General features: G+C 36.1%; 15 protein-coding genes. 5 read left to right on the forward strand and 10 right to left on the reverse strand.

Going from position 1 to position 16,592, the window contains the following annotated elements:
* Positions 1-6: 6 nt before the first annotated feature.
* Positions 7-2,082: a hypothetical protein gene (locus ABIE26_RS05945; protein WP_310138961.1), complete on the reverse strand. Its 2,076-nt coding sequence runs from the start codon at positions 2,080-2,082 to the stop codon at positions 7-9.
* Here ABIE26_RS05945 and ABIE26_RS05950 point away from each other — a divergent pair.
* The gene (locus ABIE26_RS05950; protein WP_310138959.1) at positions 2,065-2,298 is read left to right on the forward strand and encodes a hypothetical protein; all 234 of its coding nucleotides are present in this window, start codon (positions 2,065-2,067) and stop codon (positions 2,296-2,298) included. The genes ABIE26_RS05945 and ABIE26_RS05950 overlap by 18 nt on opposite strands.
* A gap of 394 nt (positions 2,299-2,692) precedes the next feature.
* Here ABIE26_RS05950 and ABIE26_RS05955 read toward each other — a convergent pair whose 3' ends face one another.
* Positions 2,693-3,532 (reverse strand): GLPGLI family protein, encoded by an 840-nt coding sequence (locus ABIE26_RS05955; RefSeq protein WP_310138958.1) that lies wholly within the window; start codon positions 3,530-3,532, stop codon positions 2,693-2,695.
* Positions 3,533-3,595: 63 nt separating this feature from the next.
* Positions 3,596-3,916, reverse strand: coding sequence for a hypothetical protein (locus tag ABIE26_RS05960; RefSeq protein WP_310138956.1), 321 nt, complete (start codon positions 3,914-3,916; stop codon positions 3,596-3,598).
* Positions 3,917-4,567: 651 nt separating this feature from the next.
* Here ABIE26_RS05960 and ABIE26_RS05965 point away from each other — a divergent pair.
* The 3 genes from ABIE26_RS05965 (at position 4,568) to ABIE26_RS05975 (ending at position 7,969) form a co-directional block, all read left to right on the forward strand.
* Positions 4,568-6,484, forward strand: coding sequence for a tetratricopeptide repeat-containing sensor histidine kinase (locus ABIE26_RS05965; protein WP_310138954.1), 1,917 nt, complete (start codon positions 4,568-4,570; stop codon positions 6,482-6,484).
* Positions 6,485-6,496: 12 nt separating this feature from the next.
* Positions 6,497-7,243: a LytR/AlgR family response regulator transcription factor gene (locus tag ABIE26_RS05970; RefSeq protein WP_310138951.1), complete on the forward strand. Its 747-nt coding sequence runs from the start codon at positions 6,497-6,499 to the stop codon at positions 7,241-7,243.
* Between the two features lie 171 nt (positions 7,244-7,414).
* Complete coding sequence (locus ABIE26_RS05975; protein ID WP_310138950.1) at positions 7,415-7,969, forward strand: hypothetical protein; 555 nt, start codon at positions 7,415-7,417, stop codon at positions 7,967-7,969.
* A gap of 50 nt (positions 7,970-8,019) precedes the next feature.
* Here the strand turns inward: ABIE26_RS05975 and ABIE26_RS05980 are convergent, their stop codons facing one another.
* The 7 genes from ABIE26_RS05980 to ABIE26_RS06010 all read right to left on the reverse strand — a co-directional run bounded on the left by ABIE26_RS05980 (position 8,020) and on the right by ABIE26_RS06010 (position 14,021).
* Positions 8,020-8,742, reverse strand: a complete 723-nt coding sequence (locus ABIE26_RS05980; protein WP_310138948.1) for a LytR/AlgR family response regulator transcription factor — start codon at positions 8,740-8,742, stop codon at positions 8,020-8,022.
* A gap of 129 nt (positions 8,743-8,871) precedes the next feature.
* Positions 8,872-9,504 carry a hypothetical protein gene (locus ABIE26_RS05985; RefSeq protein WP_310138946.1) on the reverse strand — a complete coding sequence of 211 codons (633 nt, stop codon included), beginning with the start codon at positions 9,502-9,504 and terminating at the stop codon, positions 8,872-8,874.
* A gap of 103 nt (positions 9,505-9,607) precedes the next feature.
* Entirely contained in the window at positions 9,608-10,693 is a 1,086-nt protein-coding gene (locus ABIE26_RS05990; protein ID WP_310138944.1) for a cellulase family glycosylhydrolase, read from the reverse strand.
* Between the two features lie 61 nt (positions 10,694-10,754).
* Positions 10,755-11,465: a hypothetical protein gene (locus tag ABIE26_RS05995; RefSeq protein ID WP_310138942.1), complete on the reverse strand. Its 711-nt coding sequence runs from the start codon at positions 11,463-11,465 to the stop codon at positions 10,755-10,757.
* A 96-nt stretch (positions 11,466-11,561) separates the two neighbouring features.
* Positions 11,562-12,668 carry an RCC1 domain-containing protein gene (locus ABIE26_RS06000; RefSeq protein ID WP_310138941.1) on the reverse strand — a complete coding sequence of 369 codons (1,107 nt, stop codon included), beginning with the start codon at positions 12,666-12,668 and terminating at the stop codon, positions 11,562-11,564.
* A 14-nt stretch (positions 12,669-12,682) separates the two neighbouring features.
* Positions 12,683-13,351, reverse strand: coding sequence for a hypothetical protein (locus tag ABIE26_RS06005; RefSeq protein ID WP_310138940.1), 669 nt, complete (start codon positions 13,349-13,351; stop codon positions 12,683-12,685).
* A gap of 139 nt (positions 13,352-13,490) precedes the next feature.
* Positions 13,491-14,021, reverse strand: a complete 531-nt coding sequence (locus ABIE26_RS06010; RefSeq protein ID WP_310138939.1) for a hypothetical protein — start codon at positions 14,019-14,021, stop codon at positions 13,491-13,493.
* A 312-nt stretch (positions 14,022-14,333) separates the two neighbouring features.
* On the opposite strand from ABIE26_RS06010, the gene ABIE26_RS06015 reads away from it, so the two are divergent.
* Positions 14,334-16,562, forward strand: a complete 2,229-nt coding sequence (locus ABIE26_RS06015) for a tetratricopeptide repeat-containing sensor histidine kinase (RefSeq protein ID WP_310138938.1) — start codon at positions 14,334-14,336, stop codon at positions 16,560-16,562.
* Positions 16,563-16,592: the final 30 nt, after the last annotated feature.

Raw genomic sequence — 16,592 nt, forward strand, 5'->3', positions numbered from 1 at the left:
AGACGTTTAAAAGGTAAACGAGTACTTTAACAAGAGTGTTCGTGGTCTTAGTGGTAATTGAAATGTCGATAATTGATTTGAATCCGAATTGATTTGTTGATAAAGGTTCTGATTGATCAAATTTATGCACTGAAGCTCAAAAAAGCTTTTCCACTTGGGAGGACTGTATTTTAAATTCAAATCCAGGAAGCTATTATTTACCATCTGTCTTAATGCCTGCTTATAAGAAGTAAAATTATAAGCAATCGTATAAGCTATCTGATCGCCTAAATTTTGTTGCCATTCTGCTTTTATTTTGCTTAACCTGGTGATGTTCTTTATCACCGGATCACCCAATGTATTTTGTTCATTGATGAATTTTCCCAGATCTCCGGTTAGTGAAATTGTTATTTTAGATAATATTTTTTTTCTCGCTGTTAGCGATAAATTCATGCTGTAAGCATTGAAAGGGGAAATTTCGTTGTTGTACAGACTGTTTCCCTGTTGCAATCCTATATTTACGCTTGCTGAAATATTAGTAGCAATTGAAAATAGATATTTCGAAATATTTCCACTAAAGGCATACTTGTTTGTGACATTTTTATAATCTATGGCAATAGCTTTGGTAACACCACTATCAATAACATAAGAATTTATAAAATTCTGCGCGGTTCTATCGTAGTTTAAGGAGATAAAGTAAAATAACATTTTTATGGGTTTACGATAGGCATATCTGGCTCCAATAGTTTGTAGATCTGTTTTGGGCAAGGGTGTGTCATTAGCGCTGAACTGCCTGTAGCTGGCCAATATATTACCGGTATAAATATCAGTAATTTCTCCAAAGCTGGTTTGCTGGCTATATCTAAAATTAAGCTCACTATATTTTCCTGGTTTGTTACGGAATTCTATTATTGGGTTAAGCAGAAAACAGGTGTTTTTTTCAGCGTTTGCTTTTATTGCATTGTACTTTATAAAGCTGTAGGCAGGAGTGGTTTCTATGCTTAAGGAGCCTCTTTGCAGCTGGTAAATTAATGCCGCTTTTCCATAGAACCCCATGTTTTCGAACACGACATCATTTCTAAAGTCTTTGCCGACTGTGCTGATTACGTTTAAACTGTCGGTTTTGTATAAATCACTATAAAGTGTATTGTGTTCGTAATATGCGCCTAACGATGCAGAAAGGATAAAACGATCAAATTTTGTTTTATAGGTAGCAGATTGATTTATAAAGAGGTTTTTTGATCTTACTTGCTGATTAAGCATCAAATAGCCTATGCTATCATTAACGATGTCTTGCTGAACTCCCGGAGAGATCTTTAGATTTTCGTTCATTTTATAGAACTGTAGCACAGAGTTGTATTGCAATACTTGATCTACACCCATTGCCTTTGTAAGATTAGTTTCATTGCTCAGGGATAGTTGATTTGTTGGCTGTATCTGCTTAAATGCCACGTTATTTTGACTTGTGCCGCCACTTCGATCCCATTTGGGGAGATCTAGTTTTGTGTTAGATTTTAAATATATCGAATTGCTGTTTTTCTCTATTTGGGCACCAATTTGCCATTGGCTTAGTTTTTCAATGGCATGCTGTATTTCATTGTAACGAACGGTATCAGCATTCGGCAAGAAGTAATTAACCGAATTGTTGTAATTGTAATTTCTTTTTAGTTCCAGGGCTGCAATATTTAAGCGTAAGGCCCAGTCAGATTTAAGTTTATAAAGCGCATTGATATTCCCTGCGTTATCATTATTTATGAGGTGATATTTCTCGGCCAGAGTGGGGGTTCGCTCACTCATCATAGAAAGGTATGGCCTTGGGGTTTTTAAACCAATTTCACTGCTATTAAAAGATACCCCGATGTTGGCATGCTCTGTTTGTAGATTCTGACCAATGTTATTTACTTTTAAATTGTTTATGCTCTTAATTCTCTTTTTAAAAATAAGATTATTCAATTCTGCAACATAGGCTTTGTTGCCTAAACCTAAAAAACCGGTGTTGATGGTAATGGTTCGGGCATAATCGGCAAGTTTTAAATTTAACGAAATGTTATTGGCTACCATATAACCATTTAAAGCTTTGATTGGTTGATCTTTTTCTATCACCTGAACCTGCTCTACAGCATCAACAGGCACATTATTGGTGGCAGTTCTATACTTCCCATCCAAAAGATTATCACCATCTATATACACATTGGTTATACGCTTCCCATTGTAGCTGATGGCACCATTGTCATCTACCTGAATGCCCGGAAGTCTGGCGATCAAATCCGCAATTACCCGATCGTTTTTATCCTTGAATGCGCTGACATTATATTTTAATGTATCGCTGGATAGAGATATCTTACTTTTTGATTTTATGGTAACTTCTGATAATTGATTGTAAGCTTTTTTTAGTGTCGCAACATAAGGATAATGAGCGATAGTGGAAAGCGGAACCACAAGTTGCTGATAACCTATAGCCGTTATTTTTAGAGAAAGACGCTCTTTGTTTCCCTGGAATCCAGTATTAAATAAGCCCTGCTGATCTGTTTTTGTAAAAGAAATTCCTGCGCCATTTTCATTGATCAGGGTTACAGAGGCAAAGTCAACAGGGCTGCCAATACTGTCTTTTACGATTCCATTTATGGTTATGGTACTTTGGGCATAAAGTAAACGAGTAGAAAATATTAAAAGGAAGAATAAAATAGTTTTTTTTTGCACAAAGCTTATTTGCTTAGTTGGTTAATTCCAATGGAAAATTCATTACGAATTTCTTGCGTGTTGTACCAGATCCGTTTTTATCTACAGTTACATTATCAATGGTTAAACCACTTGAATTCATGACATCCATACCAAAGCCATTTTTGCTCGCTTTTTCCATTTGATGATATGCTGAGGCAGTAGTTGCTGTAGCATCTGCAGGTAGTTCCAATGATAATGAAGTTGGAATTTTGCCACTTGTAACCACTTTTGTACAAGTGAATTTTATTCTCTGACTTGCATCATACGCTTCTAAAATTAAACCTGGCAGGCCGTGTAATTTCCATGGGCCAAGACTTGCAGGTATATCGGTAGTAAACCAGGCTGTATATTGTCTGCCTTTGCACTTACCTGTAGCTTTCTGGCAGGTATAGCCCAATATTTCTATGGTTTCCTGTTCAATTTTCCAGTTTATTTTTTCTAAAGCCTCTTTTATCAGGTAGTTGTTTCTGTTAAAGTTCTTGTTTATATATAGTGTGCTTTCCTTTTCGTTCAGGTAAATGTTATCACTGGTCGTTCGTAATAAAGTACCCATATTTACTGAACTGCTCCCGGTTTTCATAGCTGCTTCTATCTTTGCCATCTGGATTGAATCCTGGGTCATCTTTGTAGCGCTTGTATAAAAGCTTTGGTACGCATTAAAAGGCATCATAAAATCCTCTTCCCATAAAATACCTGTATTTGTTGTATCCCGGATGTGAAAAAAGTGATAATAAGCAACTCCGGTAGGTGGTTCAGTTATGTTTTTATAGTTAAAAGCATAGCAGCTGCACAATAACAGTGCAGCTGCAATAAGCTTGATGTAATTACGCATCAGGTTTATTGTAAGGGATAAAAAATAAGGGGTTAAAAGCACCCCGGGAATCTAACGGTCGAATTAATATAAACAACCACCATTATTTCTCATAATGTTAATTGCATGGTTGGCAGCTGCCATCCAATAGTCACCATAGGGTGTACCCTGTGGTGCTGATACATATATAGCCATTGTATTGCCACATTCGTCCATCCAGTCAACTCTCACTTGTACACGTTTAAGTTTTCCAACCGCTTCTTTCGCTGTTGATACCTCAATTTTGTCTTTTTTCAAGGTTGTTTTAACCTCTAGTGTTGCACCCTTAACTTTAGGTGTCAGATCACTTGCAAAAGCGCTTATTCCTATAAAAGAGAATAATAACGCAGCACATAATTTTTTCATAATTTTTGTTTTTAATGTGAATTAAATGAATAAGGATGTATGCATAGGTAGATGATGCCATATTCCTTATTTTCTGTAATACTCAGCATTAAAAATCACTCAAAAAACTGTGATTTTATATTTGTACCCTATGCGCCAATATTCGTGGATTTTGGATGTATATCTGTAATGATTGTTTTTTCATAAATCCCGATGCCAATATCCTGTAGACTTCGACAGATTTTTATGATAAGAAATTCATCAGGTATGAAGGCCAATTGTAGAAATAAAAAATGTACTTATGATATGATTCTATAACGACGAATATTTATATAGAACCGACAGATATTGACTCAAAACCACCGTATATCAATTTTCGCTTGTACCGACCCTGGCATACACCGAAGTTTACATGTTCAACCAATTCAGGGAAAAATTCTCAGCGAGAAAAAGTTCAAATAGACAACCATCCTTATCAGGAATATATGTATTGTAAGAAAGTTTACAAAACATATCTTTGACTCCAAATGAAAAAGGCAATTACTATATAGATCTTAGATTGGTTGAAAGGTTACTATCAGATCAGAAAACTTTTAAGCGACCAGACTGAGTAGTTTTGTTTAAACATATTAACAATTTTAATCACATTCAAAGGATATAGTGTCTTCGTTAATGAATAGTACATCAACCATTTTTGCCCGTTTTCTGTTTTGTGGTATTTTGATATTCTGTGCCTGCAGAAATGGAGAAAATACAGCTAAAGTGCAAAAAGAGAATGCTCAAACAACCAGGCCAGAAAAAGATTATTTGGCGACAATTATTGCCCAGGACACCCTGTCAACTGAGGCCTACAAAAGGGCAATTGAAAGGGAAATCAGTGATTTCAAAGTTTATAATCATCCCTACGATTCCTATTTTCATTATTTTAAAGCAAGAAAATATTTGCTGGAAAAAAAGCAGGATAGTGCCGTTGCAGCGTATCAAAAAATGAAAGGCAAAACGCCGGATGATGATGTACAAATATTGAAGACTTACGGAGTACTAAGTCAGAGTTTTGGAGATGGACTATTGGTAGAACCAAAGGTAATGGAAAAGATATTTGCCGCAATAGAGATTGCTGAAAGGGTTCATAGCCGTATTAGGTACCGATTTTACGATTTATTGGCTAAAGCTTATTTTCAAAATAAAAATGAGGAAAAATCGCTTAAATACTCGGATCTATATTTTGAACAACATCCATATAAAGCTCATCCGGTTGTTAAACAGCGGTATTATGATATTTCTTTTATGCTGGCATCGCGATTGGGGAATTATCAAAAAATGAGGTTTTATAATGGTAAAGCCCGTGAACTAGCATTTAAAATCGGAGATAGTCTTGCCATTGCCCGTACCTACAATAATGAATCGCAAATTTATGCGCGGCAAAATCAAACTGTAAAAACGCTGGAGTATAGTAAGAAGTATTTTAATTATCTTAAAAAAAGTAACAACCTGAATGACATTGCTTATAACAATCTGGCAACATCGTTTATTCGAAATAAGCAACCTGACTCGGCCATCAAGTATTATCGGGAGGGTATTGAGCTGGAAAAAAATAATAAGTTCAATAAGCAAAAAGAATTGCATTACAATGGACTAAAAGATGCCTATATACTAAAGGGCGATTTTGTAAGGGCCCTGGAGGCTGCAGACTCTTCCTATACCATAGGATTCAGGAATCATAATGCTATTGAGGCGGTTAAGATTGCAGAAATCCAAGAGAAATACGAAACTGAAAAAAAAGACCGGAGTATAGTAGAATTGAATGAACGGAACAAGTTAAATGAAACCCTTATAACGCAGCAACGGTGGACACTTGTTTTGTTAACATTGATTTTTTTAGGGGTTCTCTTTTTCTTTTATTTCCTTTATCGCCAACAGCGTCTAAAAGGAAAAAACACCTTGTTGAAATCTGAGAACCAAAGACTGAACATTGAGCATAAGTTATTGCAAACTCAATTGAATCCACATTTTATTTTTAATGCCATCGCCAACCTGCAGAGTTTAATTGCCTCAGGCCATGTTGACGAATCAGTTTCCTATCTTAACTCATTTTCGGGCTTGTTACGAGGTGTTTTGGAGCAAAACCGGAAGGATTTTATAGCGCTGGCTGAAGAATTAAGTTCTTTAAATGACTACATCCGGTTGCAGCAAATGCGCTATGATGGTGTGTTTAACTATCAGATTATTGTAGATGAAAATTTAAGCCTTGAACATACACTTATCCCGCCTATGCTGATACAACCTTTTGTAGAGAATGCCATAGAACACGGCTTTAGGCATATCAATTACAAAGGTGCTTTGGAAATTTCTTTTAATAAAGAAAACAAGTTCCTGGTAATAAAGGTTGACGATAATGGCAGCGGAATCAATAATAATGATGTAAATAAACAAAAGAAGCAATCCTTAGCCCAGGTTATTCTTAAAGAGCGGTTAGCCTTATTATTTGTATCAAATGGGCAAAACGCAAAATTTACTGTAAATGATAAAAAACAAGGGGGCGGGCAAGGTGTAATTGCTGAAATCATCATACCCCTGATTGAAGAATAAAAAAACAAGAAAATGAGACTATATATCCTGGAAGATGAAGTGCGAATCATGCAGCATATTTTGCAGATTTTAAAAAAAATCAGCTTTGTCGAAGTAGTAGGTGCTTCAGATCAAATTTCGGTAGCTGCAATTGAGATACCTGCCTTAGCACCGGATATTATTCTGGCAGATATCCGATTAAAGGATGGTGATAGCTTTCATCTTTTTGATGAAATTGGGACGAGCGATTTTCAGGTTGTTTTTCTTACAGCTTATGACCAATATGCTATTCAAGCATTGAATTTGGGCGCTTTTGGTTACTTACTTAAACCTATTGATGAAATTTCATTAAACACTGTTTTAAATAAATGTTTTCACCATAAGGAACAAGAGGCTTTCAATCAGCAACAACTAGCCATTGCCAAAGCTCATTACCTTGCGCAAGGTGTGGGCACCGCCAGGCGTATTGCTTTAAAGAATATCGAATGCATTGAAGTTGTTACCATGGAAGAGATTGTATTTTGTAAGAGTGATAAGGGCTACACTACTTTTTATTTAAAAAACGGAAAAGAAATACTGGTTTCTAAGGGGCTGAAAGAATACGAGAATTTACTCACACCATTTGGTTTTTTGAGGTGTCATCAATCTTATCTGGTAAATTTCAACTATGTTAAAAAGTATTACCGCGAAGGTTATTTACAAATGGAGAATAAAGAACACATTCCGGTTTCGAGCAGAAAGAAAGAAGAGGTACTTCAGTATCTGGAGAATATTGCATGATCATGATGTTAAAAGACATAGCCTAAACATTTTTTGACTAACAGTTAAAAGTTAGTTAAATAATCTGTTAATTGCATTCACAAAATTAATATTTGTTCGACAATGATAGTACTCAAACATCTTCTGTTAGTCCCATTTCTATTTCTGACTACACTTGATAATCAAGAATCTATGAGATCATATTCTATAAATCATGATAAAAATAGTCAAAAATTACTTCCCTCTACCAATTACAAACAAACAACTTTTGGAATTTCAATTAATTTATATAGAGTTGGAAAAGCAGAAAAATTTGAAGATTTAAAGGATATAGAAATACAAATTGCTAAAACGAAGGATACAAAGGTTGATCTATATAAAATGACAAGTGATTTAGGAATGATTTTTTTAAATACGACTGACCCTTTTATAAACGAAGATACGATTCCTTACAAGATGCTTTTTGGTCGTTCTGTTCGCAAAAGTGTTAGCGTAGGAGATATTGGCGGATTTCTTCCCAGTTCTGAAATAATTGAAATTGCAAAATGGATAAAAAGCAATAAAATTGAAACTTTTGATGGTTTTTCTAAAATGTATGATGGCCTATCAACTGAGGTCAAAAAGGAATTGAAACAGCTTGGAACAGAAGATAAGGTTACTTTATTTAATGCTTATGTAAGACCACTGGTAATATTATATTTTACAGCACTTGAAAATCAAAATTCGGTAATCTTCATTGGACTATAAATCACACGAAAGCTTGTCAAAATTATCGATTTTGATAATTAATCAAACAATCAAAACAACTTCTGTAGTAAGGCGTCTTTTCTTTGGGTCGATACTTCAACTTCTGAGCCATCAGAGAGCTCCAAAGTTCCCCCGTCTCCTTTACGATACTTAACCACATAAGTTAAATTGATGATCATAGAACGACTGATACGTGTAAAAAAATCATCATCTAACATGTTTTCAAATTCCTTTAAGGTTTTGGAAACGACAATTTTTTTACTGTCGGCCAGTATAAACACGCTGTAATTGCTCATGGCTTCAACCCTGATAATTTGGGTCTTATCAACTATGTATATACCCTCGGCAGTAGTCAGCGCTAACCGATTGCTATTGATTTTTTCTTTTTTTAAGGATTTGTAGTTAGATTTTTCTGCTACACGTTTCCTTAATCTGATAATCGCGGATTTAAGTTCTTCTTCATCAACCGGTTTGAGCAAATAATCTACCGCACTTAACCGAAGTGCCTCAAGGGTGTAGCTATCGTATGCGGTAGTAAAAATTACTTCAAAGTCAAAGCTGCCCAAACGCTCTAAAAACTGAAAGCCATTTATTTCCGGCATTTCAACATCTAAAAAAAGTACATCTGGTTTAAGCTCAACAATGGAATTTAACGCTTTGGCCGGCTGATTGAAAATCCCAACTACCTGTAGTTCATCTTCAAAAAATTCAAGCTTTTGGCTAAGCAGTTTGCTCCCCTTAACCTCATCATCTAATATCGCTGCTTTTAACATCTTATTTTTAATTAAATTTCGTTTATTTTCTTGGTGTATGCAATAGGGAGTTTTACAACTGGTTAGTCCGTCATCTGGCGGGATCAGATTCATTCAGATTTTTCATGGCAAAAGTTTTTGATTTAACGATTAGAAAGTATATTTAATGCCGATACCACCATTTTCTGCAGAGAAACCACTGCTTGGGCTAATCATAAAGCCTGGCTGCCAATCGGCACTTACCGCTAATGGGAGGTTTGCAAATTTGTACTCTAAACCTACAATCCCGGCAACTCCAAAACTGGTTACCGCATCAACATCGCTATCTTTCCAACTGAAATAATTTACATGCCCACCACCACCAAGGTACCAACGCAAACCATCAACACCTTTAATCGGTGCATGATATTCATACAATCCACTAAATGCAATGTTGCTCCCCAAACCACCAGCACCGTTATACTTTAAAATACCTTCGAGCGCAGATTTCTTACTGATGAAAACTTTACCTGTTAGTGCTACGCCGTAAATAAATTTTAAACCTATTGCTGCTTTGTAACCGCTGGTATTTCCAGCGTTTGTTTTAGTTTGCTTCGCAGCTTTAACTCCGGTTTCCTCATCTGTTGCAACAGGCTTGGTTGTAGTTGTTCTGGTGGTAGCCGTTGTTTTAGCGGGCGTTGTTTTAGTGGTGGTGGTTGTTTTTTTAACCGGCTTTTTTGTTTGCGCCTTTGCAATAAAGGCAATGCTTAAAAAGCATAGAGTGATCACTAGTAAATTTTTCATAATTGATTGGTTTTTAGTTTAATTAAATAGTTTTACGCCGGGAGCTGCACCTAAACCATAAGCCAAACTGAACAAGATTTGCTTTTTCATAGGATTTAAGGTTTTATTGGCAGATACGTTTTGATGTGTTTTTAATAGAATTGACATCGTTAACAGCTATCTCCTTACCAGCAGCAGCTAAGCCGTTGTATAAGCCGTCCTGTGTCATACTTAATTGATTGTTAGCGCCAGGATTGTTATTGAAACCCCACCACCAGGCGATATAACCAAATTCATTTTCCTGACACAGTTTCATTAACAACTTATAATTGATGGTATATGGCACTTCTACATCGTGATTATTTATGTTTGTAGTTTGTATATCGGCCCAGGCCAGCTCGCCAAGTACAATTGGCAAACCTGATTGTTTAAGTGCTCCAAAATCTGCGGTAATTTTAGCATCGCTGTAATCCCCAAATTTACCTTTAGTTGGCCAATAGGCATGTACACTAAACAGCAAATTATGCAACGGGTCGGCATCCATTAGTGCCTGTCCTTTATATAAGAAAAATACATGGTCCTTACCCCAATTTGCAGCGTCAATCATTATAGGGCAGGTATAACCTGCATTTCTTATTGCTTTAACAGCGTTGAGGTTAGCATCTGCATAACCTGCATCAGAAGCTGAACCATTATCTGGCTCGTTTGCAATATTTAAAATGATTGATTTCTGGTATTTTTGAAGCATGCTTTTTATGCCGGCACTTGTCCACCATTGAGCGGCTTGTTGCAAGTCTGCAGCTGCGTTTGCACTTCCGGTAAAGTCATGCAGTTCTAAAATCGGAATCATCCCTTTGGCTAAACAAGTGGTAATTACAGGCTCTATTTTAGCAGCTGTTAAAGCAGTAACTGCACCGCCATTTGCCCAGTCTTTATAGTTCCTTTCTAATACAATACGTACGTTGTTTGCCCCAGTTTTTTCTATTTCTTCTAACTCTTTTAAGCCGAAGTTTACAGCGTAGATGTTACCCATGTTTACACCTCGCAGTATAACTTTACTGCCACACTTATCTGCCAGGTATTTACCGTCTTTTACATGTAAGCCTGTTGTGATATCTACATTTGGCCCTTTTTTATCTTTTTTGCAACCAATCGCTACAAACAATGCCGTTAAGATTAGCATGAAATATGCGTTTTTCAAATTTTTCATGGTATAGTTTTTTTTAAGGTTTTACAGGATACTACCGGATTGCTATCGCCGGATTTTGTTATTACGGATTTTTGGCCGCTATAAATAGTTCATTTTTCCTTTCCAGTAGCATAATTGGTTTGTCTATACTCTTCCAGTTGGGAAGAGATACAGCCATATACGCCCCATCAACTGTTTTAAAACCTATATTTATTAGCTCAGAAAAGTAAGGCCCACTACTGCCCCATAATAAGGCACCTCTATCTGTACTTGATCTTGGTTTGATACTAAAGGGAGTACCAGTATTGATCATATTAAAAGGTACATTGCTAGGTATCATTTTATAGGAAAGGCCTGTAAAGATGGGTGCCGCCCTTGTCTTTACCATTGTAGCATAGGCAAGCTCGTTGCCTTGTCCATTAAAATTGAAACTATAAGATTTTAAAATTAACTTTCCAGTAGCATCTCTCTCAACAACAAAGTTATAAACCGCTTTTCCATCACCAAAGTAATCAATACTGAATGCTGATTTTTTTACATCTACATTTATAACCTTATTGCCATCTAAAAGATGTGCCTGAGCCTTTATAGCCAGGTTATCTTCGGTAAAATATAATATCATTAACTTATTGGGGCCAATTGCATGTTCGGCTACGATGTAATAATCCAATAGCTCTTTAGCTGCTATTTCTTCAGCAACTGCATCGGGTGCAGCATTTTTCTTTTTACAGCTTACCAATACCAGTAACAACAGTAACGGCAATATTTTCAAGGTATTTTTTAAGTTTTTCATCTGTTTATAATTTGTTTTTTATCTGTGATGAAGCTATCAGATTTATTCATCCCACTGCTTGTTTGAAAAATCATGATGGTTTCATAATTGTAAAATTTAAAATTTTAGTTCTTTGAAGATGTATCTACTTTTATCTGCCTGGTCTCCTAATTGACCGTAAACATTATAGCCTGTAAGCCAAACTGAATGGTCTGTTTTTAAAATTATGGAGTGATCTGTACCTGCAGAGATACTTTTTACTTTATCGGTTACTAATTGTGGCGAGTTAATCATAGCCATAGTTCCTACGCTTAGCTGACCAGCTCTATTATCTCCCGTTGCCCAAAGTGTACCGTCGGTTTTTAAAATTAACGTATGATGCGTCATAGAACTCATTGTGGCTACATTTGCCATAATTTGCTTGGGGGTGCTGATATTGTCATAAGTTCCGTCACCTAATTTACCAGTAGGATTAGCCCCAACCGCCCAAAGCGTATTGTCATCTTTTAAAATCAGGCTAGCGTCTATAGTTGTATTAATGGCTTTTACACCAGACATAATGAACCTGGGTATTTTAGTATTGGTGGTGGTGCCATCGCCAAATTTGCCATATTCGTTAACACCTGTAGCCCAAAGTGTATGGTCTGTTTTTAAAATTAAGGTGTAATTATACGCTGCGCTTACGGCTAACACATCTGCCATAATTTGTTTGGGTATTTTAACCATTTGAGTGGTGCCATCGCCTAGTTCGCCATAATAATTGTGGCCCATAGCCCAAAGTGTTTTGTCGGTTTTTATCGCAAATGTTTGATTAATAGAGGTACTTATCGCGCTTACGTCTGTCATAATTTGCTTTGGGCTTGCTGAAGTTTGGGTCGTGTTATCGCCCAATTGTCCACCCGAATTGTAGCCTACTCCCCACAGCGTTTTATCGGTTTTTAGAATCATGGTATGTGCACTTCCGGAACTTACCGCAGCCACATCATTCATCACCAGCTTGGGTGTATATATATGAGCCGTCGCACCATCAGCCAATTGACCATAATCGTTCCGGCCTGTTGCCCATAAGCTATTATCAGCTTTTATAAACATGGAAAACTGTGCGCCTGCATAAATGCCTATAACTTTATTGTTTTTCTCGGCATCATCATTATCCTTATCTTTTTTACATGCCATAAAGCTTAAAAGCATTAGCAGCATAGTAATTATTTTTAGATTTTTCATAGTTGCCTCTAGTTTTATTGTAATGTAAGCACGCCGAAGTAATGAGTGTTTTGACCTTCGTAGCTTTGTGAATAGTATAGTTTTCCGTCGGCTAAAGTCATTAGGTGCAACCTACCTTCGTAACCTGTATTCGCGGTAGCTACACCGTTGTTTTGTAAAGTGTATGCTGCACCATTACCAGTTTGCCCAAAACCATCAATACTTACAGTAAATTTGCCCTCCGTAGTAAATTTGATTAAACACGATTTTCCATTAGCAAGCCCATTGGTAGCAACTGTACCCTTAAAATTCTTGCCTGCAAATGCGTCGGCATCAGGTATTTTTTGTAAGTAATAACTGATGGTACCAGGAATACTACTACTAGTGATTACACCATTTGAAAGGCTATAATTACATGTTACATTATTGGATTGATGAATACTCAGGTTCCCATCGGTATAGGCATAGCTACCAGATATGGACTGGCCCACAGAATAATAGCTGGCTTTCATTAGTGCTCCAAAAGTGAAAACATAGCTGTTACGTGTGCCATAGGCGTCGTATTCTCCAGTAATGTAATATTTTGTGAAATCTATCGTATTCCCGTCTTTTTCTACATCCTTATCTTTTTTGCAAGATGCAAACACAAACAAAACAGAAAATGTGATGAGCGTTTTAGCGAATATGTTCCTTAAGTTTTTCATAGTCTTTCTTTTTAATTAATATTTAAGCGCGTTTACTGCAGTTGGGTATGCTTTTGGCAGGTTTTGTGCCTGACTACTGCTTCCAGTCACGAAAAGCAGTAGGCTAAAGATGATCCAGGTTTTCATAGATAAATTGATATTAATTCCTTTGCTTTACAGGCACCTTAATGGTTTCCATTGTCATTGTTAATTTTGGCGAAGCAAAATATTCGATGTTTTTAGTCTCATAGGTATAACTTCCCCATATCTGATTAACAAAAGCAAATATTCTTCTATCCGTTGTTTTACTATCAAACATCACTTCTATCAACGGACTTTGCCAAATGCCATTTGCATCTGCTTTGGCTGTAAAATGTTGATGTTTATGTTTTGGTGTACTGACCACCAAAATTGGTTTTCCATCGGGGCTTTTTGGTAGTTTATATATGGGAGAAACATATATATTGATAGCCGTATTTGGTTCTGCCTTACCTACCATCACGAAAGGGCCATCTATTGTTGCGCCAGCTGCAGGCGATGTGATGACAGGCTTAACTTTACCGTCCATAGGATCCACCGACTTGTGTCTTTTTAATTTTTTACCTAGTTGAGCATCGGCATTCAGGCTAACTATAATCAATAAACACAATGATATGGCCATTTTCAATAAGGTGATTACTTGCTTTTTCATGATGATATGTTTTAAGGTGAAATAGATTTGATTTTTTGTTTTCCTACTCAAACCTATTAACCTATTTCATAAGAATTTGTATTAATGATTGAATACAGCGTTTCATTGAGTAAGACCTAGGTGGGGATGAGCGAAGCGTGTATAGCCTATTCGGGTTTCTTTTTACTGCTATTTTTAAAGCCTTGAGTGAATAGGGGTTTTGAATGAGTGAACTGCCACTATAGCTTAGTTGACATTGACGATACTTGGACTACATTGTGCTATTTTACTCCCACAGTAGAATAGTCTATACAAAATACAATGTGACATTGCATGACAACCTCAGATTTTCATAAAATTTTTAAATATATCTTCTGTTTTTTAGCGGTATGTATGGGTGTTTTTTTCCATCCGTTCGAGGGCTACGGACAAAATAAGAAGATCGATTCGCTTACAAAAGTTTTAGGTAAGCAGCAAAAACCTGATGATAATCGGGCAACAACTTTATTCAATCTCGCGGCTCAAAAACTGCAATATGATGCGAAATCTGCCTTAAAAAATATAGATGAAATTATTTCATTTAAAGAAAAGATCGCGAATGAAAATATTGTTTCTGCTGCGTACAGAGTTAAAGGAGTGATATTTTATCACCTATCTCAATACAAAGAAGCATTGGAATTTCTGAACAAGGCCCTGGTAATTGACAGCAAACTTAAAAGCTACGATGGCATTGGTGGTGATTTAGGAACTATAGGGTTGATAAACATGACCCAATCTAAGTTCCCTGAAGCATTGAAATATTATTTGGAATCACTTTCAAATTTCGAAAAAACAAAAAAAAATCAGGTAGATGAAGCTTTAACATTAGTAAATATTGGTACCGTTTACAATGAGATGGGAAATCCAGCTCAGGCGATGGCTAATTATCAAAAATCATATCAGTTATTTAAAAAAATCAATCACTTGTCCGGTCAGTCAAGCACTTTAACAAACATTGGTATTGTCCATTTTAAGAATAAGAATACCAAAGAGGCTATTAAATACAGTACACTATCTTTAAAAATTGCAGATTCATTAAAAGATTTGAGAGGTGTAGCCAGAGATAATGGAAATCTATCTGCTTATTATGCTGAGCTAAGCATGCCCGATTTAGCTTTGGCCCATGGCTTAAAAGCAATTGAAATAAATAAAAAAATAGGTGGTAAGAAAAGTTTAGGAATAAATTATCAGAATGTATCGTCTGCCTATTTTAAAAAGGACAATTTTAAGCTTGCAAAAACTTATGGTCTTGATGCACTGAATATTGGTAAGGAACTTAATATTACAGAAATTAAAAGAGACGCCAGTTTAGGTCTGAGTGAAGTTTATGAAGCACTGAAAATGCCAGACAGTGCACTCTTTTTTCATCGGGCATTCTACAAGTTTGCCGATAGCATTGGTAATGATAAAAAGAAGACTGAAATTACCAGAATGGGTATGCAGTACGAATTTGATAAGAAAGAGCTTACTTATCAGCAAAAGCAGCTGCTAGCCGATGAACAGCTAAAACAACAATCTTTGCAATTGGCATTAAACAATGCCGAACTTCAAAAAGGTATTCAGCTGAGAAATCTACAAAAGATTTCTTTGGAAAATCAAAAACTGATCAATCAAGAAAAAGAGAAGCAATTGATTATCTCAAAAAATAATGAAAAGCTCCAGGCAAATAAATTAAATGCATTATCGCAGGAGCAAAAATTAAGCAAACTAGAATTAAAACAGCTTTGGCTTTATGGTGCCCTGGCTATTTTAGTTTTAGCATCTGTAATTGTTTATTTAATTAATTTATACAGGATCAGGCAATTGCGTTTTAAAAACACCTTACAAAAGCAAGAAGCAATACAAAATGAGCTTTTGCTAAAGCATCAATTTCAATTAACTGAAAGTGAGCTAAAAGCAATCCGCTCGCAAATGAACCCTCATTTTATTTTTAATGTGCTTAATTCCATCGAAGCCTATATTATGGATAATGACAAATACACTGCCTCAAGGTTAATACAAAAATTTGCCGCTTTAAGCAGGTTGATATTGGAGAACTCTACCAAAAGTTTGGTTACAGCCGATAGAGAATGGAAGGCCTTGAAATTATACACTGAACTGGAAGCGATGCGCTACAACAATTCTTTCAGTTTTAATTTCGATGCCGATGAAAGCCTGCAATTAAGAACATTGCTTTTACCGCCAATGCTTATTCAGCCATTAATTGAAAATGCCATTTTACACGGTTTAATTGTGAACCCAAAACCAGGAGCACATTTAGAGGTGCAGCTTAAAAAACATGAGCAGGGAATTTGTATTACCGTAGAAGACAACGGAAACGGCTTAGATCATCAATCTACAGCGAGAACAAAAACCGGAGTTAAAGAAAAATCTATGGGTTTGGCCTCTATAAAAGAAAGAATTGCCATGATAAATGCGCAAAAAAATAATTATTTAGCGAGTTTCAAAATTACGCCGGGAGCAGGGGGCGAAGGTACTTTTGCCGCAATTTTTCTCCCAAATTTCGATAACGCTGTTGTCTAGCTATGTGCGATTTTAAACGTTGGCAGCAAA

Origin of the sequence: Pedobacter africanus (genome assembly GCF_040548825.1) — a bacterium.
Taxonomy (GTDB): Bacteria; Bacteroidota; Bacteroidia; order Sphingobacteriales; family Sphingobacteriaceae; genus Pedobacter; species Pedobacter africanus_A.

Excerpts from the sequence above, each read along its gene's own strand:
- ABIE26_RS05955 (WP_310138958.1), bottom strand. The coding sequence starts at position 3,532 with ATGCGTAATTACATCAAGCTTATTGCAGCTGCACTGTTATTGTGCAGC.
- ABIE26_RS05960 (WP_310138956.1), bottom strand. The coding sequence starts at position 3,916 with ATGAAAAAATTATGTGCTGCGTTATTATTCTCTTTTATAGGAATAAGC.
- ABIE26_RS05965 (WP_310138954.1), top strand. The coding sequence starts at position 4,568 with ATGAATAGTACATCAACCATTTTTGCCCGTTTTCTGTTTTGTGGTATT.
- ABIE26_RS05970 (WP_310138951.1), top strand. The coding sequence starts at position 6,497 with ATGAGACTATATATCCTGGAAGATGAAGTGCGAATCATGCAGCATATT.
- ABIE26_RS05975 (WP_310138950.1), top strand. The coding sequence starts at position 7,415 with ATGAGATCATATTCTATAAATCATGATAAAAATAGTCAAAAATTACTT.
- ABIE26_RS05980 (WP_310138948.1), bottom strand. The coding sequence starts at position 8,742 with ATGTTAAAAGCAGCGATATTAGATGATGAGGTTAAGGGGAGCAAACTG.
- ABIE26_RS05985 (WP_310138946.1), bottom strand. The coding sequence starts at position 9,504 with ATGAAAAATTTACTAGTGATCACTCTATGCTTTTTAAGCATTGCCTTT.
- ABIE26_RS05990 (WP_310138944.1), bottom strand. The coding sequence starts at position 10,693 with ATGAAAAATTTGAAAAACGCATATTTCATGCTAATCTTAACGGCATTG.
- ABIE26_RS05995 (WP_310138942.1), bottom strand. The coding sequence starts at position 11,465 with ATGAAAAACTTAAAAAATACCTTGAAAATATTGCCGTTACTGTTGTTA.
- ABIE26_RS06000 (WP_310138941.1), bottom strand. The coding sequence starts at position 12,668 with ATGAAAAATCTAAAAATAATTACTATGCTGCTAATGCTTTTAAGCTTT.
- ABIE26_RS06005 (WP_310138940.1), bottom strand. The coding sequence starts at position 13,351 with ATGAAAAACTTAAGGAACATATTCGCTAAAACGCTCATCACATTTTCT.
- ABIE26_RS06010 (WP_310138939.1), bottom strand. The coding sequence starts at position 14,021 with ATGAAAAAGCAAGTAATCACCTTATTGAAAATGGCCATATCATTGTGT.
- ABIE26_RS06015 (WP_310138938.1), top strand. The coding sequence starts at position 14,334 with ATGACAACCTCAGATTTTCATAAAATTTTTAAATATATCTTCTGTTTT.